Here is a 24,891-nt window from a genome sequence, read left to right as displayed (position 1 = left end):
CCGCCTTATTCGGCGGGAACGGCCGTCGGTTCCTCGACATCCATGATCGGATGCGGCAGGTGGATCAGCATTTCCTTGGGGCAGACCTGCAGGAAGTTCGCCTTCTCGACGTCCCAATCCGCCAGGATGTCGCCTGCGCGGCGCGATCCGGTTTCCTTGAAGTGCCGTTCGACCAGGCCCTTCAACTGGCCTTCCCAATGCGCCTTGGTCACCGGGCAGGTCACCAGGGTTTCCGGGTTGATGTAGTCGCGCGCCACGCCCTGCGGATCATAGAGATAGGCCATGCCGCCCGTCATGCCCGCGCCAAAGTTCGCGCCGATCCGGCCCAGGATCACGGCCACGCCGCCGGTCATGTATTCGCAACCGTTGCTGCCGCAGCCCTCGATCACCACCTTCGCGCCACTGTTGCGGACCCCGAAGCGTTCGCCCGCGCGGCCCGCCGCGAACAGGAAGCCGTCGGTCGCGCCGTAAAGCACCGTGTTTCCGATGATCGTGTTCTCGGCCGCGACCAGCGGGCTGGCCATCGGCGGGCGCACCACGATGGTGCCGCCCGACAGACCCTTGCCCACATAGTCGTTGGCATCGCCCGACACCTCGATCTTCAACCCGGGCGCGGCGAAGGCGCCCAGCGACTGCCCGGCGGAACCCGTCAGGCGGATCGTCAGGTGGTCGGGTTGCAGGCTGTTGCGCATCCCGAACTTCTGCACGATCAGCGACGAGGTGCGGGTGCCGATGGTCCGATGCGTGTTGCGCACGGCATAGGACAGCTGCATCTTCTCGCCTTCCTCGAAGAAGCGGGCGGCGTCCTTGACGATCTCGGCGTCCAGCGTGTCCATCACGGCGTTGCGGGGCTTCGACCGATCATAGACGATCTTGTCCGCGCCATCGACGGTGATCAGCAGCGGGTTCAGGTCCAGGTCGTCCAGGTTCGCGGCACCCCGGCTGACCTGGGTCAGCAGGTCGGCGCGGCCGATGATCTCGTCGATGGAACGCGCGCCGATGCTTGCCAGGATCTCGCGCACCTCTTGCGCATAGAAGGTGATGAGGTTGACCACCTTGTCCGCGCTGCCGGTGAACATGGCGCGCAGGCGTTCGTCCTGGGTGCAGACGCCCACCGGGCAGGTGTTCGACTGGCACTGGCGGACCATGATGCAGCCCATGGCGATCAGCGCGGCGGTGCCGATGCCGTATTCCTCTGCCCCCATCATCGCGGCCATCACAATGTCGCGGCCCGTCCGCAGGCCCCCGTCGGTGCGCAGCGTCACGCGTTCGCGCAGGCGGTTCATCGCCAGGACCTGATGCGCCTCGGTCAGGCCCATCTCCCAGGGCAGGCCCGCGAACTTGATGGACGTCGCTGGGCTGGCCCCGGTGCCGCCGTTATGCCCCGAGATCAGGATGATGTCTGCCTTGGCCTTGGCCACGCCCGCCGCAATCGTGCCGACGCCGGACGATGCCACCAGCTTCACGGTGATCTTGGCGCGCGGGTTGATCTGCTTCAGGTCATAGATCAGCTGCGCCAGATCCTCGATGGAATAGATGTCGTGATGCGGCGGCGGGCTGATCAGCGTCACGCCCTTGGTCGAATGGCGCAGGCGCGCGATCAGGTCCGTGACCTTCATGCCGGGCAACTGCCCGCCCTCGCCCGGCTTGGCGCCCTGGGCCACCTTGATCTCAAGCTCCTCGCAGGCGTTCAGGTATTCGGCGGTGACGCCGAAGCGGCCCGAGGCCACCTGCTTGATCTTGGCGCAGGGATTGTCGCCGTTGGGCAACGGGTGGCTGTGCGCCGGATCCTCGCCGCCCTCGCCCGAATCGGACTTGGCGCCGATCCGGTTCATGGCGATGTTCAGCGTCATATGCGCCTCGGGCGACAGGGCCCCCAGCGACATGCCCGGCGTCACGAAACGCTTGCGGATCGAGGTGATCGATTCGACTTCCTCGATGGGCACGGGCTTGCCCAGGGGCTTGATGTCCAGAAGGTCGCGGATGTGGATCGGCGGATTGGCCCGCATCGCCGCGCTGTACTGCTTCCAGACGTCATAGGACGCCTTGTCGCAGGCCACCTGCAGCAGCTTCATGGTGCTGGCTTCCCAGGCGTGCTTTTCGCCCGAGCGGCGCATCTTGTAGAAGCCGCCGACCGGCAGCAGTTCCACATTGTCGCCGTGGAAGGCGCGGCGGTGCAGATCTTCCAGCTTGGCCTGCAACCCGTGCAAGCCGATGCCGCTGATGCGGGAATGCATGCCGGGGAAGTATTCCGCGACCATCGCGCGGGACAGGCCCACGGCCTCGAAGTTCAGGCCGCCGCGATAGGACGAGATGACGGAAATCCCCATCTTCGCCATGATCTTCAACAGGCCCGCATTGACGGCCTCGCGATAGGCTTCCATCGCGTCGAACAGGTCGCCGGGGATCAGCCCGCGCTCGATCCGGTCGCTGATCGAATCCTGCGCCAGGTAAGGGTTCACGGTGGTCGCGCCGCAGCCGATCAGGACGGCGAAGTAATGCGGATCCAGGCATTCGGCGGAGCGCACGTTCAGCGAACAGAAGGTCCGCAGCCCCTTGCGCGTCAGCCAGGAATGGACCGCGCTTGTCGCCAGGATCATCGGCATCGCCACGCGGTCGTCGCCCTGGTTCTCATCGGAGAGGACCAGGTGACCGGCGCCGGACCGCACGGCATCCTCGGCTTCGGCGCGGATGCGGGCCAGGCCTTCGCCCAGGGCATCGGGACCAGCACCGGCGGGGAAGGTGCAGTCGATCTTGGTCACGGTCTCGCCGAACATCCGGGACATGTCGTCCAGTTCGGAATTGGTGACGAAGGGGCTTTCCAGCACCAGGATCTCGGTCTGGCTGCTCGATTCATCCAGCACGTTCTTGAGGTTGCCGAACCGCGTCTTTAGCGACATGACCCGCGTTTCGCGCAAGCTGTCGATGGGCGGGTTGGTGACCTGGCTGAAGTTCTGGCGGAAGAAATGGCTCATCGGGCGGTACTGGTTCGACAGCACCGCAGGCGGCGTGTCGTCGCCCATGGATGCGATGGCTTCCTTGCCGTCCTCGGCCATGGGAGACAGGACATGCTCCATGTCCTCCAGCGTGAAGCCTGCGGCCAGCTGGCGGCGGCGCAGCGCCTCGCCCGTATAGGCGGCGTTCTCGGGCAGATCCTTCATCTTGTGGCTGAGGTCCACGACCTTCTCCAGCCACTCGCCAAAGGGCTGGCTGCCTGCCAGGCGGTCCTTGATGGCGCCGTCGTGGTAAAGCTTGCCGTCCCACATATCGACGGCGATCATCTGGCCCGGCCCAAGCGCGCCCTTCTCGCGCACGCTCATCTCGTCCACGGGGACCATGCCGACCTCGGAACCGGCGATCAGCATGTTTTCCGTGGTCACGACATAGCGCATGGGCCGCAAGCCGTTGCGGTCAAGCCCGCCGCAGACCCAGCGGCCGTCGGTCATCGCCAGCGCGGCCGGGCCGTCCCAGGGTTCCATCACCGCGTTGCAATAGGCATACATGTCCGCCCAGGCCTTGGGCATGTCTGTGGTGGCCTTGGACCAGCTTTCGGGGACCAGCATGGTCTTGGTCATGGGCGCGGACCGGCCCGACCGGACCATCACCTCGAAGACCGCATCCAGCGCGGCCGAATCCGACGACCCGGCGGGCACGATCGGCTTGATGTCCTCGGCCATGTCGCCGAAGGCACTGGAGGCCATGCGGATCTCGTGGCTTTTGAGCCAGTTCAGGTTGCCCTTCAGCGTGTTGATCTCGCCGTTATGGGCCAGCATGCGGAAGGGCTGGGCCAGCCACCATTGCGGGAAGGTGTTGGTCGAATACCGCTGGTGATAGATGGCGAAGGCCGATTCGAACCGTTCGTCCTTGAGGTCAGGGTAAAACTCCGCGACCTGTTCGGCCAGCATCATGCCCTTGTAGATGATCGACCGGCAGGACAGCGAACAGAAATACAGCCCCGCGATCTGCGCCGCGACGGCCGCGCGTTCGATGCGGCGGCGGATGATGTACAACTCTCGCTCGAACCGGACCTGGTCGATGTCCTTTTCGCAGCGGATCAGGATCTGCTCGATCTCGGGGCGGGTGGCGTTGGCCTTTTCCCCCAGAACGGCGGTGTTCACCGGGACATGGCGCCAGCCATAGATGTAGTGGCCCATGCGCAGGACTTCGGATTCCACGATGGTCCGGCAGGCTTCCTGGGCGGCGAAATTGGTGCGCGGCAGGAAGACCTGGCCCACGGCGATCATCTTGGCCGGGTCGGGCTCGTGCCCGGTGCGGCGGATCTGGTCGTGGAAGAAGGGCACCGGGATCTGCACATGGATGCCCGCGCCGTCGCCGGTCTTGCCGTCGGCATCGACCGCACCGCGGTGCCAGATCGCCTTCAGCGCGTCGATGCCCGATTGCACCACCTTGCGCGACGGCTTGCCGTCGATGTTGACCACCAGACCCACGCCGCAGGACGAATGCTCGTCTTCTTCGCGATACAGGCTGTTCCTGGCCATCCAGTCGCGAAGGGCCTCTTGTTCCTCTTGCCAATCCTTGCTCATCGCTAGGCCCTTTCGTGGAGAAGCTGCGTCAGCAACTGATCGCAGTCGTATTGCGGTTCGGTGTCCCCGAAACCCGGCTCGCCCGGAAAGGCGAAGGTGACGGGGCTGTCATTGGTTTCCTGGCGCTGCCCGGTCCAGTCGGACTGGGTCTCGATCCCGCCATAGAAGCGGCCCATCTTGCGGCTGATGAACTGCTGGCCGCTGCGTTCGATCAGCAATTCGCCATTGGCGTCATAGGTTTTCAGCTGGAAGCGCGTGACCTCCAGCGGCTGGCCATCGATCTCGACCTTTTCGCCGGTCAGGACGTCCCGGCCCACATGGCGCAGGCGTTCGCCGGTATTCGATTCGGTCCAGAAATCGAAGCTGTCCTCGCCCGTTTCCAGCAGGGTGCGGAAGCTTGCGTGGTCCTTGGACCGTTCGACCAGGAAATCCGCCAGTCCGGTGTTCGGATCGCTGCTTTCGACCCAGCGGGTTTCGGCGTCGATGCGCGACAGATGGCGCAAGCCGTCCTTGCCGAAGATCGCGCTGCGCTGATCGCCAACGGGATCGGCCTTGCAGATGTAATACTGGCTGACCGAGCAGCCCCGGTTCTGGACCGTGGCCTGCAACTGGCAGCCGCTGGGCGGGACGAAATTGGCAGCCTGGCCGGCAGTCGCCGCCAGGGCCAGCGCAAGGGACAGGGTGATCCGCAGCATCGCCGGCCCTACTCTGCGGCGATACGGGCCGCGCCGGTCAGATAGCCGGCGATGGATTCGGCGGCCTCGCGCCCGTCGCGGATCGCCCAGACGACCAGCGAGGCGCCGCGCACGATGTCGCCCACGGCGAAGACGCCGGGCAGGCTGGTCTGATGCGTCTGGAAATTGGCCTTGATGGTGCCCCAGCGGGTGACCTCCAGCCCATCGACGCCCCACAGTTTCGGCAGATCCTCGGGTTCGAAGCCCAGGGCCTTGATGACCAGGTCGGCGGGTTCGTCGTAATCGGCGCCCTCGATCAGTTCGGGCGACTGGCGGCCCGACACGTCAGGCGCGCCCAGGCGCATCTTCTGGATCCCGACCGAGGCGATCTGCATCACGGTGCGCACCGGACCATCGACATCGGCTTCCTGGTTCGCGGCGAAATCGCCCGCGACATGGCCGATGAACTTGCCGGGCGCCGACATCCAGACGAACTCGACGCCCTCTTCCTCGGCGTTCTGGACCTCTCGCTGGCTGCCCGGCATGTTGGCGCGGTCGCGGCGATACAGGCACTTGACCGACAAGGCGCCCTGGCGGATCGCGGTGCGCACGCAGTCCATGGCGGTGTCGCCGCCGCCGATGACGATCACGCGCTTGCCCCGCGCGTTCAACTCGCCGTCGTCATAGTCCGGCACCTCGTCGCCGAAATCGACCTTGTTGGAGGCGGTCAGATAGTCGATGGCCCGCACCACGCCGCCCGCATCGGCGTTGTCGATGTCCAGGTCGCGCGTCTTGTAGACGCCCGTGGCGATCAGCACCGCGTCATGCTTGCCGCGGATCGCGTCGAAGCTGATATCCTCGCCCACATTGCAGTTCAGCACGAATTCGACGCCGCCGTCCGCCAGCCACTGGTTGCGGCGCATGACCACGTCCTTTTCCAGCTTGAAGCCGGGGATGCCATAGGTCATCAGCCCGCCCGCGCGGTCGTAGCGGTCATAGACGGTCACCTGGAACCCTTGGCGGCGCAGCATGTCGGCCGCAGCCAACCCGCCCGGACCCGCGCCGATGATGCCCACGCTTTCAGCGCGTTCCATCACGGGGGCGGCAGGCTTGACCCAGCCCATCTCCCAGGCGGTGTCGGTGATGTATTTCTCGATCGAGCCGATGGTGACGGTGCCGTGGCCCGACTGCTCGATCACGCAATTGCCTTCGCAAAGCCGGTCCTGCGGGCAGATGCGGCCGCAGATTTCCGGGAAGGTGTTGGTCGATTGGCTGACGCGATAGGCTTCTTCCAGACGCCCTTCGGCGGTCAGGCGCAGCCAGTCGGGAATGTTGTTGTGCAGCGGGCAATGGCTTTGGCAATAGGGCACGCCGCACTGGCTGCACCGGCTGGCCTGTTCCGCCGCCTTGGCATCGGCGAATTCGCGATAAATCTCGTGAAAGTCTTCGCTGCGTTCGGTGGCCGGGCGTTTCTCGGGCATCTCGCGCGGGGTCGAGACGAACTTGAGCATTTTCTGCGTGGCCATGGCTGCGCGACCTTCCAATGACAGGAGCTTCCGCAGCCGCAGTAAACCAAGCCCCTAGCCATTAAAAGTCAGTCATGCTGACCTAATAAGCATATTTCTCGTCTGAAGACCAAAAAATCTTCTTCAGGGTCTATAAATTAAGTCAGCATCGCTTACCAATTTGCTGAAATTGCCAGCAGTGCCAAGCAGCCCGCGATGATCCGCCACCAGCCGAACAGCGCATAGCCATGCTGCGAGACATAGCCCAGCAGCCAGCGGACCACGATCAAGGCGGTCAGGAAGGCTGCCACGAAGCCGATGGCGATGTTGCCCAGGGCGCTTGCGTCCAGAAGATCGCGGTTCTTGAACAGGTCCAGCGTGAAGGCGCCTAGCATGGTGGGCATGGCCAGGAAGAACGAGAACTCGGCCGCCGCGCGCTTGTTCGCGCCCAGCAGCAGCGCCCCCACGATGGTGGCGCCCGATCGCGACACGCCGGGGATCATGGCGATGCACTGAAACAGGCCGATCTTGAAGGCCACGGACAAGGGCAGATCCTCGGCCCGGTCATAGAGGGGATGATCGGCACGGCGATCCACCCACAACAGCACGATCCCGCCCAGGATCAGCATGACGGCGATCAGGATCGGCGTCTCGAACAGCACCGACTTGATGAAGCCATGGGCCAGAAGCCCGATGACCACGGCGGGCAGGAAGGCCAGCAGCACCGCAATGACGAAGTGGCGGGCGGCCGGATCACGGGGGGCCGATGTCAGGATCTGGACGATCCGTGCCGAATAGACGCCCAGGATCGCCAGCAGCGCGCCCAGCTGGATCAGCACCTCGAAACTGCGGGCGGGCGAATCGAAGCCTAGGAAATGGCCTGCCAGAAGGATGTGCCCGGTGGAGGACACCGGAATGAATTCGGTCAGGCCCTCGAGGATCCCGAGGACCACGGCGACGATCGTGTTCGATTCCATCAGTCGGCGCGCAGGTTCTTGGCCGACTGCTTGATCGCGTCATATTGCCCGGACGGGCGGAAGCGCCACAGATAATCCTCGATCACCGCCTCGGCGGCGACCGGCTGGATGCCCAGTTCCTCGAACCCCATGGCGTCGGGGGCGACCACGTTGTCCTTGCGCAGCAAGGCGATTTGATCGCGGGTCAGCAGGGAATTGGTGAACAGCCCCCCGGTCACGAATTGCAGAACGCCCAGGATGCGCGCGCCCAGGTTCGCGGCCCAGAACGGCAGGCCGATCACGCCGCGGCGGCGCATGGTGGCGCGCAGGACCTGATCCGCCACGTCCTTGACCGTCACCACGTCTGGGCCGCCCAGTTCATAGATGCCGGGCGCGGCCTCGCCCGTGGCGCCCTTGACGGCAGCCATCGCGACGTCATCGACAAAGACCGGCTGCATTCGCGTCTTGGCGCCGACGACCGGAAGGATCGGCCCAAGGCGCGTCATCGAGGCGAAGCGGTTATAGAAGCTGTCGCCCGGCCCGAACATCACCGAGGGGCGCAGGATCACCGCGTCGGGGCGATGGCGCAGCACCGCCGCCTCTCCGCGCGCCTTGCCGGCGATATAGGGGCTGTCCGATTCGGCATCGACGCCAAGGCCGGAAACATGAACGACCCGCGCCACGCCCATCTCGGCCGAGAGGCGGGCGATCCGTTCGGCGCCTTCCTCGAAAACCGACTTGAAGGTGCTTTTGCCCTTGGGGGCCAGGATGTTCACGCAGTTCACCACCGCGTCGGCGCCAGTCATCGCGGCGCGCACGGACAGATCGTCGCGGATGTTGCACAAGACCGGCTGGACCTGGCCCACCGATCCATAGGTGCGGGTGAACAGCGCCTCGTCCGGGCGGCGCACGGCGATGCGGACGCGCCAGCCCTGCTTGGCCATCAGCCGGGCGACATGCCGGCCCAGAAAGCCCGAACCGCCGAAAATCGTGACCAGTTTCGCCATGGGCGTCTCGCCTCCTTCATGCCGATGCCTGGGCGTTCCATACCCCCGCGCGCGTCCCGCGACAAGGCAAGGGTCAAGGCGGCGCGGGACGCGGAAGAATTTTCGCAAGATTTCTGTTCGACCCCCATTGACGCCCCCCGCGACTGCCTTTAGAGACCCGCCTCACACCAGTTGGCCCAGATGGCGGAATTGGTAGACGCGCACGGTTCAGGTCCGTGTGCCGCAAGGCGTGGAGGTTCGAGTCCTCTTCTGGGCACCATAAAAAGCCCCCGGAAAACTTCGGTTTTCCGGGGGCTTTTTACATTTGCCCTGGCGTGATCGGGGCGGGTCCTGCCCGCCCCGCCCGGTGTCAGAACTGCTTGCCGATGGCGCGGTCCAGGGACAGCCTGCCGCCGCCATGGGCCACGAAATACAGCGTGATCCCCAGCCACAGCAGCGACTTCTCGGCGCCGCCGAACCCTTCGGCCTGGACGACCCAGTGGAAATAGGTCGTCACGCAGAGCACGATGGACACCGCGAAGGCCGCGGGACGGGTCAGCAGGCCCAGGGCCAGCAGCAAGCCACCGAAGAACTCGGTCCCGGCCAGCAGCGGCGACCAGAACCAGCCGGGATGGAAACCCAGGCCCTCGACCATGCCGACGGCGCCCATGGGCGACATGATCTTGGGCCAGCCATGGACCATGAAGGCGATGCCCGCGATCAGGCGCATGTAAAGCACCGTCACGGGGGCCAGCGCGGCATAAAGGCCTTGCAGGCCGGGAATGATGAAGCGGGTGTTGGTGGTGTTGTAGTCGGTCATTTTCGATCTCCGGCAACTTGCGGCCGCGATGCGGCGCAAGGGTGACAGCTTTGCCCGGAAAGGGCGGGATGGATGCGGTCGGAGGATCAGGCGCGCGGAGGTCGCCAGGGGGCCACCCAGAGGGCATCGCCCCGAAGGGCCGGGCCAGCGTCGGCATGGATCGTCGTTCCCGGCCGCGGCAGATCGCCGACGCCATCGACCGGCGCCAGGCAGATGAAGCAGAAGCCCGGCTTCTGGCCCGTCTCGGCGGTGCCGCCGGGCAGGGCCGCCGCATAGCACATGTCGTCCGCCCGGATCTGGGCGCTGCACGAGGATCGTGTGACATCCGCGCTTGCCACCGCGACGGACATCGCCAGCAGCGACATCATCAGCAGGACTGTGGCAAGAACTTTCATCCCGAATGGCCGGATCGTTGCGGATGGCCTGATATGCGCAGCAATCCGGTGCCGTTCAAGCAATTTTCGCCCCTGCCGTTCACATTGCCGAAAGCCGCTGCCGCCGGTATCGTCTGCCAGGCAACCCTTGTGACAGGAGAAGCACCATGTCGGAACTGATCGTCATCGCCTTCGACGACGAGGCCACCGGGTTCGAACTGCGCGCCGAACTGGTGAAGATGCAGCAGGACTATCTGATCGAGATGGAGGACGCGGTCGTCGTCACCCGTCCGGCGGAAGACGACATCAAGCTGCACCAGGCGGTGAACCTGACGGCCGCCGGGGCCCTGGGCGGCGGCTTCTGGGGAACGCTGGTGGGGCTGGTCTTCCTGAACCCGCTGATCGGGGCTGCGGTGGGCGCGGCGTCCGGCGCCCTGGCCGGGCGGTTGACCGACGTGGGCATCAACGACGACTTCATGCGCAACACGGCCCGTGCCCTGCCCCCCGGCGGATCGGCGGTCTTTGTCCTGCTGCGCAAGATGACGGCCGACAAGGTGCTGGACCGGCTGCAATCCTTCCACCGCCGGGGACGGGTGCTGCAGACATCCCTGTCCCAGCAGGACGAGGACAAGCTGCGCGACGCGCTGTCGGGCAATGCCGCCCCAGTTCCGCCGGTCGCGCCGCCCGCCACCGGCGCTTGACGCAAGGCCAGGCCGCATGAGACATGGCGGCCATGGTCCTGCGCATCCTGTTCAGCCCCCCTGCCAGCGACATCGCGCCGGCACCCGCGCTTCGCTGGCGTCCGCTGCGCCGGGCGCTGATCTGGCTGCGGTGGCTGGGCCTGCGGTTCCTGTCGCTGATGGTGGTGCTGGTGATGTTCTATGCACTGATCAACCCGCCGACCACCTGGACCATCGTGGCCGAGGGCACGCAGCCGCGCGCCTGGGTCGATATCGACGACATCGCCCCCGTCATGCGCCGGTCCGTGGTCGCCGCCGAGGACGCGAATTTCTGCCTGCACTGGGGCTTCGACATGACCGAGATCCGCAAGGTCGTGGCCTCGGGATCGTCGCGGGGGGCCTCGACGCTGACCCAGCAGACGGCGAAGAACGTGTTCCTGTGGCAGGGGCGAAGCTGGACCCGCAAGGTGCTGGAAACCGCCTTCACCCCGATGATCGAGGCCTTCTGGTCCAAGCGCCGCATCCTGGAAGTCTATCTGAACGTCGCAGAATTCGGCCCCGGCATCTTCGGGATCGAGGCCGCGGCGCGGGAATATTTCGGCACCACCCCCGACCGGCTGACGCCGGTCCAGGCCGCCCGGCTGGCGGCCGTCCTGCCGGCGCCGAAGTCCCGCAATCCGAACCGGGCATCGGCCCGGTCCCGCGCGATCGCGGACGGGGCGGCGACGATTGCGCGCGACGGACGGGCCGATTGCCTGTAAGGGCTGCGCCTTCCGGTTGAAACATGGCCGCCGCAGGCTTATCAAGGCCGGATTCCATGACAGACGATCCCGAAGCAGGCGATGAATACCAATAATCAGACCACCCGCCTTTATCATTCCGCCCTTTCGCCCTTCTGCCGCAAGGTGCGGCTGGTGCTGGCCGAAAAGAGGATCGAGGTCGAACTGGTCGAGGAACGCTATTGGGAAAGCCCGCCCGACCTGAAGCGCCGCAACCCGGCGGGCAAGCTGCCGGTGCTGCGCCATCGCGGCAACATGCTGGCCGAAAGCCAGGCGATCATCGAATACCTGGACGAGGCCGTTCCCAGCCCTGCGCTGATGCCCGCCACGCCGCTGGAACGGCACGAGGTGCGCCGCCTGTGCGCCTGGTTCGACGACAAGTTCAACACCGAGGTGACGGTCCCGATCCTGACCGAACGGGTGTGGAAGAAGGTCACCCGCCAGGGCTATCCCGACAGCCGGGTGGTCAAGGACGGGCTGCGCGCGATCAAGGAGCATATCGACTATCTGACGACGCTGCTGGAAACCCGCCGCTGGCTGGGGGGCAACAGCCTGTCGCTGGCCGATTTCACGGCGGCGGCGCATTTTTCCTGCCTGGATTACATCTCGGACGTGGATTGGGACCGGTCGGAAAGCCTGCGCGACTGGTATGCGACGATCAAGTCGCGCCCGGCCTTCCGGTCGATCCTGGCCGACCAGGTGCCGGGCATCCACCCGGCCCCGCATTATGCCGAGCTTGATTTCGGATAAGGCTGGAGGGCCAGCCCTCCAGACCTCCCGGGATATTTATGCCAGAATGAAAGAGCGTCTGGCGGCCGAGGCCGAGGCGGTCGGGTTTTCGCGGCTGCGGGTCACGACGCCGGATGCGGTGCCGCAGGTGGCCGAGCGGTTGCAGCAGTTCCTGGATGCCGGGCGCCACGGGCAGATGGGCTGGATGGCAGAACGCACCCATTGGCGGGGCAATCCGGCCGCCCTGTGGCCCGAGGCGAAGTCGGTGATCGTGCTGGCCGAACTTTATACGCCGGACCATGATCCGCTGGGCGTGCTTGAGCAGCGCGACCATGCGGCGATCAGCGTCTATGCCCAGGGACGCGATTATCATGACCTGGTCAAGAAACGCCTGAAGCAGCTTGGCCGCTGGCTGCTGGACCAGGTGCCGGGCGAACAGATCAAGGTGTTCGTCGATACCGCGCCGGTCATGGAAAAGCCCCTGGCGCAGGCGGCGGGGATGGGCTGGCAGGGCAAGCACACGAACCTTCTGTCGCGCGACCTGGGAAGCTGGTTCTTCCTGGGGTCGATCTTCACGACCGTTCCCCTGCCCCCCGACGCGCCCGAGGTTTCCCATTGCGGATCCTGCCGCGCCTGCCTGGACGCTTGTCCGACGGGGGCCTTTCCCGCGCCCTATCAACTGGATGCGCGGCGCTGCATTTCCTATCTGACGATCGAACACAAGGGTCCGGTCGATCCCGAACTGCGCCCCTTGCTGGGAAACCGCATCTATGGCTGCGACGACTGCCTGGCGGTCTGTCCCTGGAACAAGTTCGCCCAGGCCGGGTCCGAGATGCGCTATCGCGGCATTGTCGCTGCCCCGCCCCTGGCGGACCTGGCCATGCTGGACGACGCGGGCTTTCGGGCGCGCTTTTCAGGCAGCCCGATCAAGCGGATCGGACGGGACAGGTTCGTGCGCAACGTGCTGTATGCGATCGGGAACTCCGCCGATCCCCATCTGGCCGATGTGGCGTGCGGGCTGGCCGATGATCCAGACCCCACGGTCGCCGATGCCGCCCAATGGGCAGCAGGACGCCTGGCGGGAACCTGAGATCACAGCAGGAAGTCGCCGCGGTCAAGGTCGATATGGCCCAGCAACCGCAGCAGGAAATCCGCCTTTCCGTCTCCGTTCAGGTCGGCCATGACGCGGGTTTCGGCGCCCAGATGCTGCCAGCGGACCTGCTTAGCACCGGTGAAGGCGCCATCGTCGATATATCCCAGCCGGAAAGCGCGCAGATCCAGCAGGTCGCCATTGCCGGAAAAATCGTGGATGAGATCCGGCGCCGTGGGCAGGCTGTCGGCCAGGGCGACGAAGCGGAACACATCCGCGCCATCGCCCCCCACAAGCACATCGGCCCCGCCCCCGCCGATCAGGGTATCGTTGCCAAGGCCACCCCACAGGCTGTCGCGCAGATCGCCGCCGTTGAGGATATCATTCCCCGCCTCGCCCCACAGCATGTCCGATCCGGCTCCGCCAAGCAGCGTGTCGTTGCCCGCACCGCCGTAAAGCGTGTCGCTCCCGTCATCGCCCGACAGGGAATCGTTGCCCGCCTCTCCGAACAGGCGGTCATGGCCGGCCTGACCCATCAGCCGGTCATTGCCCAATCCGCCGCGCAGGGTGTCGTTGCCCGCCCCCGCGACAAGGGTGTCGTTGCCTGCTTCGCCGTTCAGCCCGTCGTTGCCCGCGCCGCCGGTCAGCGCGTCGTTGCCGTCGCCGCCCCACAGGAGGTTGTGCCCCGACAGGTCCACAAGGATGTCGTTTCCCGCTTCCCCGAACAGGGTGTCGTTGCCCGGCCCCCCGTCCAGGCGGTCGTTGCCGGCGCCTGCCTGCAGGAGATCGTTGTCCATGCCGCCCAGCAGGGTGTCCCACCCCGCGCCCGTTTGCAGGCGGTCATTGCCCGCCCCGCCTTCCAGGTGGTTGCTGCCCAGAAGATCCTGCAGGATGTCGTTGCCCGCCTCGCCCAGAAGGCGGTCGTTTCCCGCATCGCCATACAGCCGGTCGTTGCCGGCCCCGCCCATCAGAAGATCGTTGCCCGGTCCCCCGGACAGCCAGTCCATCCCCGCCCCCGCGCGCAGCGTGTCATTGCCCGCATCCCCCAGCAGGCGGTTGTTGCCCGACAGATCGGTCAGCGAGTCGTTTCCGTCCTGGCCTTGCAGCGTGTCATTTCCAAGATTGCCGTTCAGCTGGTCGTTCCCCAGCCCCCCGTACAGCGTGTCGTCGCCGGCACCGCCGTCCAGAAGATCGTTCCCCGCCTCGCCGAACAGCTGATCGTTCCCGTTGTCGCCGAACAGCCGGTCATCGCCCGCGCCGGCCCGCAGAACGTCGTTGCCCTCTCCTCCGCGCAGCAGGTCGAGGCCTGCTCCCGCGATCAGCGTGTCGTTGCCGTCTTCGCCATGCAACTGGTTGTTGCCGAAAAGATCCTCGATCCGGTCGGCGCCCGCGCCGCCCCACATGATGTCGTTGCCGGTCTGGCCGTTCAGCATGTCCACGCCCGCGCCGCCGCGCAGCAGGTCATTGCCGTCGCCCCCCCACAGGCTGTCCAGGCCGGACCCGCCGATCAGCGTGTCATGGCCGGCGCCGCCCAGAAGGTGGTTGTTGCCCAGCAAATCCTCGAGGTAGTCGTTGTCGTTTTCGCCTGACAGGGTATCGTCGCCCGCCTCTCCGAACAGGCGGTCGGCGCCGGAACCGCCATACAGGCGGTCGTTGCCGATGCCGCCGCGCAGGGTGTCATGGCCAAGGCCACCATGGATCAGGTCATTGCCCTCATGGCCCATCAGGCTGTCGTTTCCGTCGTCGCCGAACAGCGTGTCGTTGCCGCCCTGCCCCAGCAGAAGATCCGCGCCGCTGCCGCCGCGCAGCAGGTCGTCGCCCGCCTGCCCATGGACTGTGTCGTTCCCTGCCCCGGCCGAGACGGTGTCGTTGCCTGCACCGGCCTGGATCACGTCGTTGCCCCCTGCCCCCAGCAGGCTGTCCGAGGCGGCATTGCCGAAGACCCACTTGCCGACGGTCGTGGGCGGCGTCACGATCTTGACCGGATCCAGCGCGGGCAGGCCGTAATGGGCGATGGGGAACATCCCGTTGTCGAAATCGCCGGGGGTCAGGGGATTGCCCGACCGGGTGCGGATTTCCAGGATGGAATTGCCATAGATGATCCGCATCCCCCAGGGTTGGGGAATGAAGTTCAGCTGCCAGGTGCTGCGGATCATGCCCAGCAAGGACAGGTCCAGCCGATCCGTGCCCGCCTCATAGTCGGTGATGATCACCCGGCCGGCAAAGCGGTCGATCACGAAGACATCGGCCCCCGCCCCGCCCGTCAGGGTGATGTTGGACTTGGCGGTGACAAGGATGTCGTCCCCCTCGCCGCCCTGCAGATGCGTCGTGGCGGCAGTCGCCAGCAGCAGATCGTCGCGTGCCGTTCCCGCGACCGTCCCTGCGCCCGCCGCGCCCGTCCGGCCGAGGGCGCCGGGGCCGATGGCAAGCTGGGTCACACCGGTTTCCCCGTCCGAGGTGACAAGCAGCACGATCCTGCCCCCGATCACGGTCGCCTCGATGGCACTGACACGCGCAAGGGTCATGTCGGCGCTGTCGGCAACGGTTTGCAGATGCATCATCCTGCCGTCGGGCAGCAGCGTGAAGATGCTGATGCCGCCGTCCGCGCCGCCCGCGATCACATAGCCGCGCCCATCGACGACCGCCGTGGCAAGGGCCGTCACGGACTGGAACCGGGTCGTCAGTTCATCGACGATGTGATCGACCGCCGTCAGCGCCCCCGTCTTGTCCAGCCGGAACACCGACAGGGACGACGACGTGGCCCCCGCCACCACCACGAAGCTTCTGCCCCCAAGCTCGATCGCGGCAATGTCCGAGGGGACATAATAGCCCAGTCCAGCCTCGGCGACATGGACCGCCCCCTGGCCCAGGGCGCCGTCCGCGCCAAGCGCGTGGGTCGAGATGAAATTGCCCAGGCCCGAGATCGCGACCAGCAGGCGCTGCCCGTCCACCGTCACCATGATGATCTTGTCCAGCGACGCCTCGGCCACGCCCGCCGGAGGGGGCAGTTCGACCGACGACACCGGCACAAGGGCGCCATCGGGTCCGATCCGGCTCGTCTCGATCGCAAGCCGGTCGTGACGGGCCGAGAACAGGAACCGTCCCTGGTCGCTGGTCATGCCGCCGCTGGCGGAAAGCTGCGCGCCAATCCGGTCTGCCGGGAAAAGCTGCGCGATGTCGCCAAGCCTGCCCTTGCCGTCGAAGGACAACCCGGCCACGCCCGCGCCCGACATCCCTCCAACCAGCAGATCGCCGCCGCCGTCCTTGCCCAGGACGGCCAGGAAGGGTTCCGCGTGATAGGTAAAGTTCAACGGAAAGGCTTCTGCCGGGCCGCGTTCCAGGGGTGCCAGGGGGTCGCTGATTCGATAGGTGCTGACCCCGCCCTTCGCATTCACGGCGAACAGCATCCATTTGCCGTCAACAGGAGCCAGGGCCAGATCGGCAACATTCGACAGCCAGCGCGGTTGCGCGGTGCCATATGTGACGATGTGCTGCCAAGAAATCATCTGGTCCGTTCAATGCGCATTTGCAGCCGGCCCGCACTGGGCAATACGCTAACAGAACCCTAACCGACCCCTTCCGAACAATCGGATTGTTCCGGCAGATTGATGAAATCTTTAGGTATAAAAAGCCAAAGGACCATAGATGATCAAGCCCGGTTGTGACACCGAGGCGGTCTTCATCATCGTCGCCAGATCATCGACCGTGGTGCGGATCAGACGCTGGTGCGGGTGGCCCACGGATTCCGCGAACAGGGCGGGCGTATCGCCTGGCAGGCCATGGGCACGCAGCCCCGCCGCAAGGTCGGGAAAGCTTCGCTGGCCCATGAAGACCACGGTCGTGACCGCCGGATCGGCGATGGCTGCCCAGTTGATGTCCTCGGGCAGGTGGCCCGTCACATCGGCGCCGGTGATGAACTGCACCCGCCGCGCCGTCAGCCGCCGGGTCAGGGGGATCCCCGCCGCCGCAGCAGCAGCACTGGCCGACGTGACGCCGGGCACGATCTCGAAGGCGATGCCGGCCCCGGTCAGGGCCGCCAGTTCCTCCTCCAGCCGCCCGAAGATGCCCGAATCGCCCGATTTCAGCCGCACGACCCGGCGCCCCGCCAGGGCATGTTCGACCAGCAGCGCATTGACGTGATCCTGCCGCGCCGACGGGCGGCCCGCCCGCTTGCCGACCGCGATCAGCATGGCGTCGGGATTGGCATGGTCCAGGACCGGGCCGGATGCCAGATCGTCGTAAAGCACCACCTCGGCCCGCGCCAGGCGGTCCACCGCCTTCAGCGTCAACAGTTCCGGGTCGCCCGGCCCGGCAGAGACAAGCGACACGAAACCGGTTGATGGCATGGATGGATCGGGCAAGGGACAGCTTTCGGCCGGGGATTTCCAGCTATACCACCCAAGTCGCGGCAGACAATGCCGGGACGGTCAACTTTGACCGGTCCTGCCTAGGGATCCGCGAAGTGAACAAGAGGGAAGCAATGACCGTCATATGCTGGTTTCGCCGCGTGCTGCGGCTGGACGACCACCCCGCGCTTGTCGCCGCCGCCGAAGGCGGGCCGGTGATTCCGCTGGTCATCCTGGATCCGGCCGAAGCGCGCGCCCATCCGGCATCGGCCCAGCGACAGGCGATGGCGCTGCCCGATCTGGACGCGGCCCTGCGCCGCCAGGGCAGCCGCTTGATCGTCCGGCGCGGCGACCCCGACGCGGTGCTGTCTGCGATGATCCGCGACAGCGGCGCGCGGGCGGTCCATGCGACGCAGGGTTTGCCCTTCGCCACGGATGACGGCCTGGCGGCGGCGGTGGAAGGGGCGGGGGCCAGGCTGCATCTGCATCCGCCGGCCGACCTGATCCCGCGCGGCAGCGTGCTGACCGGCACCGGCACCCGCTTCAAGGTCTTCACGCCCTTCTGGCGCGCCCTGCGCAAGGGGTCGATCGCCGATCCCCTGCCCGCGCCGCGCCTGTCCCTGCCCATGTCCTGGCCTGCCAGCGACGGCCTGGATTGGCCCGAGGCACGCGCAGCGATGAACCGGGGCTGGGACGTGGTGGCGCGCCATGTCCAGGCCGGGGAAAGCGCGGCCCATGACCGGCTGGACGCCTTTCTGGACAGGCTGGACGCCCGCTATGGCACACGCCGCGACACTCCGTCGGACAGCGACGCGACCTCGGGCCTGTCGGATGCACTGGCGGTAGGGGAAATCAGCGCGCGGCGGCTGTGGCACAGGGCCATGAACGCCCAGGCCCACGGCATCGGCGGGGTCGAGGATTTCCTGCGCGAACTGGCCTGGCGGGACTTCGCCCGCGATCTGTTCGACGCCACGCCCAACATGGGCCGGACCTGCTGGAAATCGGAATGGAATGATTTTCCGTGTTCCGGCGATGGCCCAGAGGCCGAGGCCTGGCGGCAGGGCCGCACCGGCGTTGCCCTTGTCGATGCGGGAATGCGAGAGATGTTCGCGACCGGCCGGATGCACAACCGGGTGCGGATGATCGCGGCCAGCTATCTGGTCAAGCACCTGATGATCGACTGGCGGGTCGGGCTGGACTGGTTCGCGCGTTGCCTGACCGACTGGGACGCGGCCAGCAACGCGATGAACTGGCAATGGGTGGCAGGCTGCGGGCCGGATGCCTCGCCCTATTTCCGGGTGTTCAATCCTGATACCCAGGCCGCGAAATTCGACGGCAAGCACCGCTATCGCGATCACTGGCTGAAGCCCGGGGCCCAAGGCGCGGCCGATTTCGCGGCGGCGGCGCCCCGGTCCTGGGTGCTGGATCACCATCCCGCGCCGCTGATCGACCTGGACCGGGGCAGGCAGCGCGCCCTGGATGCCTATGCCCGTTTCCGGCGATAGGCGGCCGCGCGCCAGATCAGCACGGCGGCCGCAAGCCCCGCCAGCACCATGACGACCGGATTGGCGGGCGTCAGGTTCGCGGCAAGAATGCCGATCAGGGCCCAGGCAACGCCCGCCGGATAGGCCCATTCACCCGGACGCGCCGTCTGCACGGCCAGGGCCACGCCGGTCACCGCCAGCAGGCACAGGATCGCGGCCGCTTGTTCCGACAGGATCCCGTATCCCCCCAGGACAAGCCCGAAGGACGCCCCCGTGGCCGCCGTCAGCCAGCCCGCATACAGCGCCACCGGCCGCACCTGCCAGACCGGATCCGTCCGTCCGGCGCGCAGAAAGGCGATCAGCGCAGGCACCAGCATCGCCACGATCAGCACGGTCGCGCCGATGGCGGTGTTGTGCGCCGTCTCGATCCAGAAGATCCCCAGTCCCATGCTGACCAGCAGCGCAGGCCGCATCGGTCGCCAGTCGGGATCGGCCGGCCGCCTCCAGGCCCCGAAGGCGGACCCCGCGACCAGCCAGGCAAAGATCAGCCCCCAGATCGAAAAGGCCCAGCCCGCTGGCTGGACGGGCGGATCGACCTGCGGAATCGGAAACTGGTCGGGACGATAGCCGCCGAATCCGTTGGACAGCATGGGCGAGACGGCAAAGGCGACGGCCGCCAGCAGGACAAGGATCGAAAGCAGGTTGCGCATGGGATTTTCCTTGGTCACGTTTGCTGCCCCAACGCCTGGCGGGCGCGGTCCAGATCCTCGGGCGTGTTGATGTTGAAGAAAGGGTCGGGCGATGCGTCCCAGACAACCGCCGCCGCGCCCTGTTCCGCGGCAAAGCCCCGCACCCGCCGTTTTCCCTGCAAAAGAAAGCCGCGCAACGCATCCCGCAGCCCCACCGGCCACAGGCCGAAGGTCGGATGATCCACGACCCGCCCCTCCTCATCCCGGCCGGCGGCCAGGACGACGCCGCCCCCCTGCGCGGCAAGGCGCGCGGCAAGGTCGCGCGGAAAGAAGGGCGTATCGCCCGCCACGCTGATCACCGCATCCGCGCCAAGTCCCGCAGCCCAGTCCATGCCCGCCAGGATCCCGGCCAGCGGCCCCGGAAGATCGGGCAGGCTGTCGGGCAGGACAGGCAGCCCGAAACCGGCGAACCGCGCCGCATCGCCATTCGCATTCAGCGCCAGCGGCGCGCATTGCAGGGCCAGCCGGTCGATGATCCGCGCCAGCATGGGCCTGCCGCCCAGATCCAGAAGGCATTTGTCGCCGCCGCCCATGCGGGTCGCGCGGCCTCCGGCAAGGATGATGGCGGGATGGGTCATGGGGCGGTTGTGGCCCCGATGAACGCGCATGGCAAGATCGGGGCGTCCAAGGACCCGAACACATCCCCATCAGCGGATGCGGCTTTCTTGACAGGATGGGCCGGCGACACTAGCCGGTGCAGGATGCCTGGCCAGGACCGGACCCTGTTCATGAGACATGACCCCCTGCCCCCCTATCAGACCCAGGCCAGCCTGCCCGACCTGCCCTTTGCCACGCTCGACGCCCTGATCCGGGCCGAGGCTGCGGAACACGGGCTGGATCTGCACGACGGGCATGGCCGGTCCACCTGGTGCAAGCTGCCCGATGGGGGCGAATTCGGCGCGAAGATGGGACCGACCGGCAGCATCCTTTATGTCCGCGCCCATGCCCGCGACCGGCTGCACGACCTGCGCGAGGCGGTGACGCACCGCCTGGGCGGGCATCTGCCGGGCCTGCGACCGGCCTGGTCCTCGCTGGATCGTCCGGGCGCGCATCCGCCGAATTTCAGCCTGGCGCGGGTGTCAAGCGTCACCCGCATCGCGACCGATTTCCTGCGCCTGCGGCTGGAAGGCGGCGACTTGGACCGTTTGTCCCACGACCTGATCCATTTCCGACTGGTGCTGCAACCTGAAGGAACGACCCTGCCCGTCTGGCCGATGATCGGGAATGAGGGCCGGACGGTCTGGCCCAAGGGCGCGGCCACGCTGCACCGGCCCGCCTATACGGTGCGCCATATCGACCCGGACGCGGGCTGGCTGGACACCGACATCTTCATCCATGACGGCGGGCGGGCCTGCGATTTCGCGGCCCAGGCCGCACCGGGAACGCTGGTGGGTCTGTCTGGTCCGGGCGGCGGCGGCATCGCGCAAGCCCGCAGCATGCTGATCGGCGGGGATGAGACCGCCTATCCCGCCCTGGCCCGTCACCTGGAAGCCGCCGCCGACGATGCGGGGGGCGAATGCCACCTGTTCGGTGCCCGGGCGGATTATCCCCTGCCCCGTCATCCCGGCATCCGCGTGATCCACACCCCCGGCGGCGAGGCCGCATTGGCTGAACGGCTGCGCCGGGACGGCACCGACGCCCGGCGGATCTGGCTGGCCACCGAACGGTCGCGGCTGGAACCCCTGAAATCCGCGATCCTGGGCGACCTGGGCATCGACAAGGCGACGGCCCATCTTGCCGCCTATTGGAGCGCGTGAAGCGGCAAACCTGCCACGAGAATAGTTGACAATTTTACATGGCTGCTCGATATGCTGCAAAACCTGCGGCCCGAGCGATGGCCCTTTGCGCCGTTTCGCATCCCCGCAGCGACCGCGATGACCCGCCCCGGCGGAACAAGAAGCCAAGGAACGCCATGCCCCATCTGCCCTTGTCCCGTCTGGGTGCACCCATTGCCTTGTCGCTGGCCTGCGTGATGGCAAGCATGGTCCATGCGCAGGATGCCGCGCCGGGCCAGGCGCCGGCCCCCGTTCCGGCCCCCGCCCTTGAGGCGCAACAGACGCAATCGCCTGCGGCGGCCGCCCCGGCCACATCCGCGCAGCCTGCCGATCCTGCGCCTGCAACAGCCCCGGTTGCGGATCCTGCCGCAATCCCGGCCTCGCCCGAACCCGAACCCGAACCGGTTGCCGATTTCCTGCCCCAGCCGGTGCAGGACGCCCTGGCGCCGATCCTGACGCCCCCGGCGCGCGATCCGAACCTGCCCCACGACCTGTCGCCGATGGGGATGTTCTGGGCCGCCGACATCGTGGTCAAGGCGGTGATGATCGGGCTGGCCTTCGCATCGGTCGTCACCTGGACGGTGCTGGTGGTCAAGGCCCTGGAACTGTGGGGCGCCAGCGCCACCGCGCAAAAGGGCATCCGCCGCATCCAGCAGGCCGCCAGCCTGGACGCCGCCGTGGCCGCCAGCGGCAGCCGCCGCGACGCCGTGTCCCGCATGATCCGCAGCGCGGCCGAGGAATACCGCCGGTCCAAGCCTGCCCTGGACGTGGCGGGGGACCACGGCGTCAAGGAACGCGTCGAATCGGAACTGGACCGGATCGAGGCCGTCGCGGGCCGCCGCATGGGCAGGGGCACCGGCATCCTGGCCACCATCGGATCGACCGCCCCCTTCGTGGGCCTGTTCGGCACCGTCTGGGGGATCATGAACAGCTTCATCGGGATTTCCGAAAGCCAGACCACCAACCTGGCCGTCGTGGCCCCCGGCATTGCCGAGGCGCTGCTGGCCACGGCCATCGGCCTGGTTGCGGCCATCCCCGCCGTTGTGATCTATAACGTCTTCGCACGCGGCATCACCGGCTATCGCCTGCGGCTGGCGAATGCGGCGGCGGGCGTGCGCCAGCTGGTCAGCCGCGATCTGGACTTTCGCGGCATCGCCGCCGCCACCGCACCGGGGGAATAGGTCATGGCGGGCGGAATTCGCGACAGCGGCGACGATCTGGTCGAGAACCACGAGATCAACGTCACCCCCTTCATCGACGTGATGCTGGTCCTGCTGATCATCTTCATGGTCGCGGCGCCGCTTGCGACGGTCGATGTGAACGTCGATCTGCCGGTGTCGAATGCCACGCCCGCCCAGCGTCCCGACCAGCCGGTCTATGTGACCGTCAAGCCGGACCTGACGCTGGCCTTGGACAACACCGACATCGCGCCGGGCGGCCTGGCGGCTGCGCTTGCCGAGGCGACCGAAGGCGACCGTGAACAGCGCATCTTCCTGCGCGCCGACCGCGAGGTTGCCTATGGCGACCTGATGGAGGTGATGAACACCCTGCGCGGCACGGGCTATCTGAAGATCGCGCTTGTGGGGCTTGAATCCACCTCGGGCGCCGTGCCGCCCGCACCAACCGACCCCGCATCTGCGGCTGCCCCGGAAGCCGCGCAATGAGCAGGCGCGCCACCACGATGATCCGCGAAGGGGCGCTGTGGGGCGGCGCCTCGGTCCTGGTGCTGGCGCTGCATCTGGGCGGGGCGCTGTGGATCATGCAGGAGGCCGAGGCTGCGGCCCCGCCCCCCGGCCTGCCCGAAGCGGTCTTCGTCGATCTGGCCCCGGCCGAGGACATCGCAGAGCCGACCCCGCCCGCCGCCGAGGAGGCGGTCGAGCCGGAACCCCAGCCCGAAGCGGAACCGGAGCCTGAGCCAGAGCCTGAGGAAGTGGCCGAGCCGCTGGATCTGCCGCCCTTGCCGGAACTGGAACCGCTGGATGACATGGCCGAGCTGTTCCCGCCCGCACCGCCCGAACTGGAAACCCCGCCCGAGGTGGTGCTGAACAGTTCCGCCCGCCCGCAGCGGCGCCCGGAACGCCAGCCGGAACCGCAGCGCCAGGCCGAACCCCGCCGCGAAGAACGCCGCAAGCCGGAACAACAGCGTCAGGCGGAACCGCGCCAGGAACAGGCTGCGCCGCAACAGCAGCAAGCGCGGCGCGCCGAGCAAGGCGCGGGCGGCGCCGGGGCCGCTGGTCCCAGCCCGCAGCAGAAGGCCAGCCTGATGTCGCAATGGGGCGGCCAGATCCGGTCCTGCATCAGCCGCCGGGCCTCGGCCCCGCGCGGGGTCCGCGAAGGCGGCCGGGTGGAACTGAACCTGTCGGTGTCGCGCAGCGGGACCATCCAGGGGGTGGGCATCGCCGGATCCTCGGGAATATCGGCGCTGGATGAGGCGGCTGTCCGGGCCGCGCAACGCGCCGGGCGCTGTCCTCGTGCGCCGGCCGAACTGACGGACGCCACCTATGGCTTCGTGTTGCCGATCAATATCCAGGTTCGCTGACAGCATGGCCCGCCGCCTTGCGGCAGGCGCAGGCCGGGGGCGCTTCGCCCCCCGGACCCCCCGAGGATACTTGAACCAAGGCAAAGACAGGCCTTTCAGCCGAAAACCTGCGGCTGGTCCACGCGCAGGCGGGCGATGATCCCCTCGATCCGGCTGAGATGCTGCCGGATGGCTGCCACGGCCGCCCCTGCGTCGCGGCGGCGCAATGCGTCGAGGATCTGGCCGTGTTCGGCAAAGGCCGTATCGGCGCCATAGGACAGCGACAGATAGCGCGCCCGGTCCATGTGGCCCTTGTTTTCCTTTACCAGCGTCCAGACGAATTCAAGCCCGGCATAGGCGCAGATGTCGTGGTGGAACTGATCGTCAAGCGCGTGGAAGCCGGTGCGGTTGCCCGCCTCGATTTCCCTGGCCTGAAGATCCAGAAGATGCGCCAGGGCGTCGAAATGGTCGTCCGTCAGGCGTTCGGTCGCAACGCGGATGCAGGATTCCTCCAGCGCGGTACGGATAAAATAGGCCTGCAGGACCGCTTCTTCCGAAATCGGTGTCACGGTGGTCGCGCGCTGCGGGCGGATCTGGATGAAGCCCAGTTGCGACAGGCGATAAAAGGCATCGCGGACCGGCTGGCGCGAAACGCCCATCTGCGCCGCCACCTCGATTTCGGACAGCTTGGCGCCGGGGGGCAGGGTCAGGTTCACCACACGGTCGTAAAGCAGGCCGAAGATCTGGTCGGTGACGGTCGGCCCCCGTCCGCTGTCCAGCGGCGGAAAATCTTTCATCGAGAGGGACGCCGTCAACATGATGCACCCGATTGACCATTCTTGAAAACTAGCATATTAGTTTATGACATAGAAAACAAGCATG

21 protein-coding genes and 1 tRNA gene are annotated in these 24,891 nt (G+C 66.9%); 10 read left to right on the top strand and 12 right to left on the bottom strand.

The window, feature by feature from the left end:
• Positions 1-5: 5 nt before the first annotated feature.
• The 5 genes from gltB to IEX25_RS09285 form a co-directional block, all read right to left on the bottom strand.
• Positions 6-4,544, bottom strand: a complete 4,539-nt coding sequence (gltB, locus tag IEX25_RS09305; RefSeq protein ID WP_188714872.1) for a glutamate synthase large subunit — start codon at positions 4,542-4,544, stop codon at positions 6-8.
• A gap of 2 nt (positions 4,545-4,546) precedes the next feature.
• Positions 4,547-5,239, bottom strand: coding sequence for a hypothetical protein (locus IEX25_RS09300; RefSeq protein WP_188714870.1), 693 nt, complete (start codon positions 5,237-5,239; stop codon positions 4,547-4,549).
• A gap of 8 nt (positions 5,240-5,247) precedes the next feature.
• Entirely contained in the window at positions 5,248-6,744 is a 1,497-nt protein-coding gene (locus tag IEX25_RS09295) for an NAD(P)-dependent oxidoreductase (RefSeq protein WP_103172374.1), read from the bottom strand.
• A 152-nt stretch (positions 6,745-6,896) separates the two neighbouring features.
• The gene (locus IEX25_RS09290; protein WP_370463851.1) at positions 6,897-7,700 is read right to left on the bottom strand and encodes an undecaprenyl-diphosphate phosphatase; all 804 of its coding nucleotides are present in this window, start codon (positions 7,698-7,700) and stop codon (positions 6,897-6,899) included.
• Positions 7,700-8,686: a complex I NDUFA9 subunit family protein gene (locus IEX25_RS09285; RefSeq protein ID WP_188714868.1), complete on the bottom strand. Its 987-nt coding sequence runs from the start codon at positions 8,684-8,686 to the stop codon at positions 7,700-7,702. The genes IEX25_RS09290 and IEX25_RS09285 overlap by 1 nt, the downstream gene beginning before the upstream one ends.
• Positions 8,687-8,860: 174 nt before the next feature.
• Here IEX25_RS09285 and IEX25_RS09280 point away from each other — a divergent pair.
• Positions 8,861-8,945 (top strand) — tRNA-Leu (locus IEX25_RS09280).
• Between the two features lie 90 nt (positions 8,946-9,035).
• On the opposite strand, the gene IEX25_RS09275 is transcribed toward IEX25_RS09280, so the two are convergent.
• Positions 9,036-9,485: a DoxX family protein gene (locus IEX25_RS09275; RefSeq protein WP_188714866.1), complete on the bottom strand. Its 450-nt coding sequence runs from the start codon at positions 9,483-9,485 to the stop codon at positions 9,036-9,038.
• Positions 9,486-9,571: 86 nt separating this feature from the next.
• Positions 9,572-9,880 carry a hypothetical protein gene (locus IEX25_RS09270; RefSeq protein ID WP_188714865.1) on the bottom strand — a complete coding sequence of 103 codons (309 nt, stop codon included), beginning with the start codon at positions 9,878-9,880 and terminating at the stop codon, positions 9,572-9,574.
• A 146-nt stretch (positions 9,881-10,026) separates the two neighbouring features.
• On the opposite strand from IEX25_RS09270, the gene IEX25_RS09265 reads away from it, so the two are divergent.
• From IEX25_RS09265 to queG, 4 genes are all read left to right on the top strand, one after another.
• Complete coding sequence (locus tag IEX25_RS09265) at positions 10,027-10,560, top strand: DUF1269 domain-containing protein (RefSeq protein WP_103172379.1); 534 nt, start codon at positions 10,027-10,029, stop codon at positions 10,558-10,560.
• 32 nt (positions 10,561-10,592) lie between these two features.
• A complete protein-coding gene (mtgA, locus tag IEX25_RS09260; protein WP_103172482.1) occupies positions 10,593-11,300 on the top strand; it encodes a monofunctional biosynthetic peptidoglycan transglycosylase in 708 nt (235 codons plus the stop codon).
• Positions 11,301-11,381: 81 nt separating this feature from the next.
• Positions 11,382-12,068 carry an FtsZ-binding protein FzlA gene (fzlA, locus tag IEX25_RS09255; protein ID WP_188714863.1) on the top strand — a complete coding sequence of 229 codons (687 nt, stop codon included), beginning with the start codon at positions 11,382-11,384 and terminating at the stop codon, positions 12,066-12,068.
• A 46-nt stretch (positions 12,069-12,114) separates the two neighbouring features.
• Complete coding sequence (gene queG / locus IEX25_RS09250; RefSeq protein WP_188714861.1) at positions 12,115-13,137, top strand: tRNA epoxyqueuosine(34) reductase QueG; 1,023 nt, start codon at positions 12,115-12,117, stop codon at positions 13,135-13,137.
• A 2-nt stretch (positions 13,138-13,139) separates the two neighbouring features.
• Here the strand turns inward: queG and IEX25_RS09245 are convergent, their stop codons facing one another.
• Positions 13,140-16,643 carry a M10 family metallopeptidase C-terminal domain-containing protein gene (locus IEX25_RS09245; RefSeq protein WP_229665120.1) on the bottom strand — a complete coding sequence of 1,168 codons (3,504 nt, stop codon included), beginning with the start codon at positions 16,641-16,643 and terminating at the stop codon, positions 13,140-13,142.
• A gap of 111 nt (positions 16,644-16,754) precedes the next feature.
• Positions 16,755-17,483, bottom strand: coding sequence for a uroporphyrinogen-III C-methyltransferase (gene cobA, locus IEX25_RS09240; RefSeq protein WP_103172382.1), 729 nt, complete (start codon positions 17,481-17,483; stop codon positions 16,755-16,757).
• Here cobA and IEX25_RS09235 point away from each other — a divergent pair.
• Positions 17,477-18,988, top strand: coding sequence for a cryptochrome/photolyase family protein (locus tag IEX25_RS09235; protein ID WP_229665119.1), 1,512 nt, complete (start codon positions 17,477-17,479; stop codon positions 18,986-18,988). The two genes, cobA and IEX25_RS09235, sit on opposite strands and share 7 nt — an antisense overlap.
• Here IEX25_RS09235 and IEX25_RS09230 read toward each other — a convergent pair.
• A complete protein-coding gene (locus IEX25_RS09230) occupies positions 18,967-19,677 on the bottom strand; it encodes a TspO-related membrane protein (protein ID WP_188714859.1) in 711 nt (236 codons plus the stop codon). The genes IEX25_RS09235 and IEX25_RS09230 overlap by 22 nt on opposite strands.
• Positions 19,678-19,691: 14 nt before the next feature.
• A complete protein-coding gene (gene mobA, locus IEX25_RS09225; protein WP_188714857.1) occupies positions 19,692-20,294 on the bottom strand; it encodes a molybdenum cofactor guanylyltransferase MobA in 603 nt (200 codons plus the stop codon).
• 150 nt (positions 20,295-20,444) lie between these two features.
• On the opposite strand from mobA, the gene IEX25_RS09220 reads away from it, so the two are divergent.
• The 4 genes from IEX25_RS09220 (at position 20,445) to IEX25_RS09205 (ending at position 24,030) form a co-directional block, all read left to right on the top strand.
• Complete coding sequence (locus IEX25_RS09220; protein WP_188714855.1) at positions 20,445-21,473, top strand: siderophore-interacting protein; 1,029 nt, start codon at positions 20,445-20,447, stop codon at positions 21,471-21,473.
• Between the two features lie 155 nt (positions 21,474-21,628).
• Positions 21,629-22,672, top strand: coding sequence for a tonB-system energizer ExbB (gene exbB / locus IEX25_RS09215; protein ID WP_188714854.1), 1,044 nt, complete (start codon positions 21,629-21,631; stop codon positions 22,670-22,672).
• A gap of 3 nt (positions 22,673-22,675) precedes the next feature.
• Positions 22,676-23,155: a TonB system transport protein ExbD gene (gene exbD, locus IEX25_RS09210; RefSeq protein ID WP_188714852.1), complete on the top strand. Its 480-nt coding sequence runs from the start codon at positions 22,676-22,678 to the stop codon at positions 23,153-23,155.
• The gene (locus IEX25_RS09205) at positions 23,152-24,030 is read left to right on the top strand and encodes an energy transducer TonB family protein (RefSeq protein WP_188714850.1); all 879 of its coding nucleotides are present in this window, start codon (positions 23,152-23,154) and stop codon (positions 24,028-24,030) included. Before exbD ends, IEX25_RS09205 begins: the two co-directional genes overlap by 4 nt.
• 95 nt (positions 24,031-24,125) lie before the next feature.
• Here the strand turns inward: IEX25_RS09205 and IEX25_RS09200 are convergent, their stop codons facing one another.
• Positions 24,126-24,806, bottom strand: coding sequence for a GntR family transcriptional regulator (locus IEX25_RS09200; protein WP_229665118.1), 681 nt, complete (start codon positions 24,804-24,806; stop codon positions 24,126-24,128).
• Between the last annotated feature and the right edge of the window lie 85 nt (positions 24,807-24,891).

The sequence above is a fragment of the Paracoccus acridae genome (genome assembly GCF_014642735.1).
Lineage (GTDB): Bacteria > Pseudomonadota > Alphaproteobacteria > Rhodobacterales > Rhodobacteraceae > Paracoccus > Paracoccus acridae.
The sequence above is the reverse complement of the archived record's forward strand: the minus strand, read 5'-3'. Positions and strand labels throughout refer to the sequence as shown.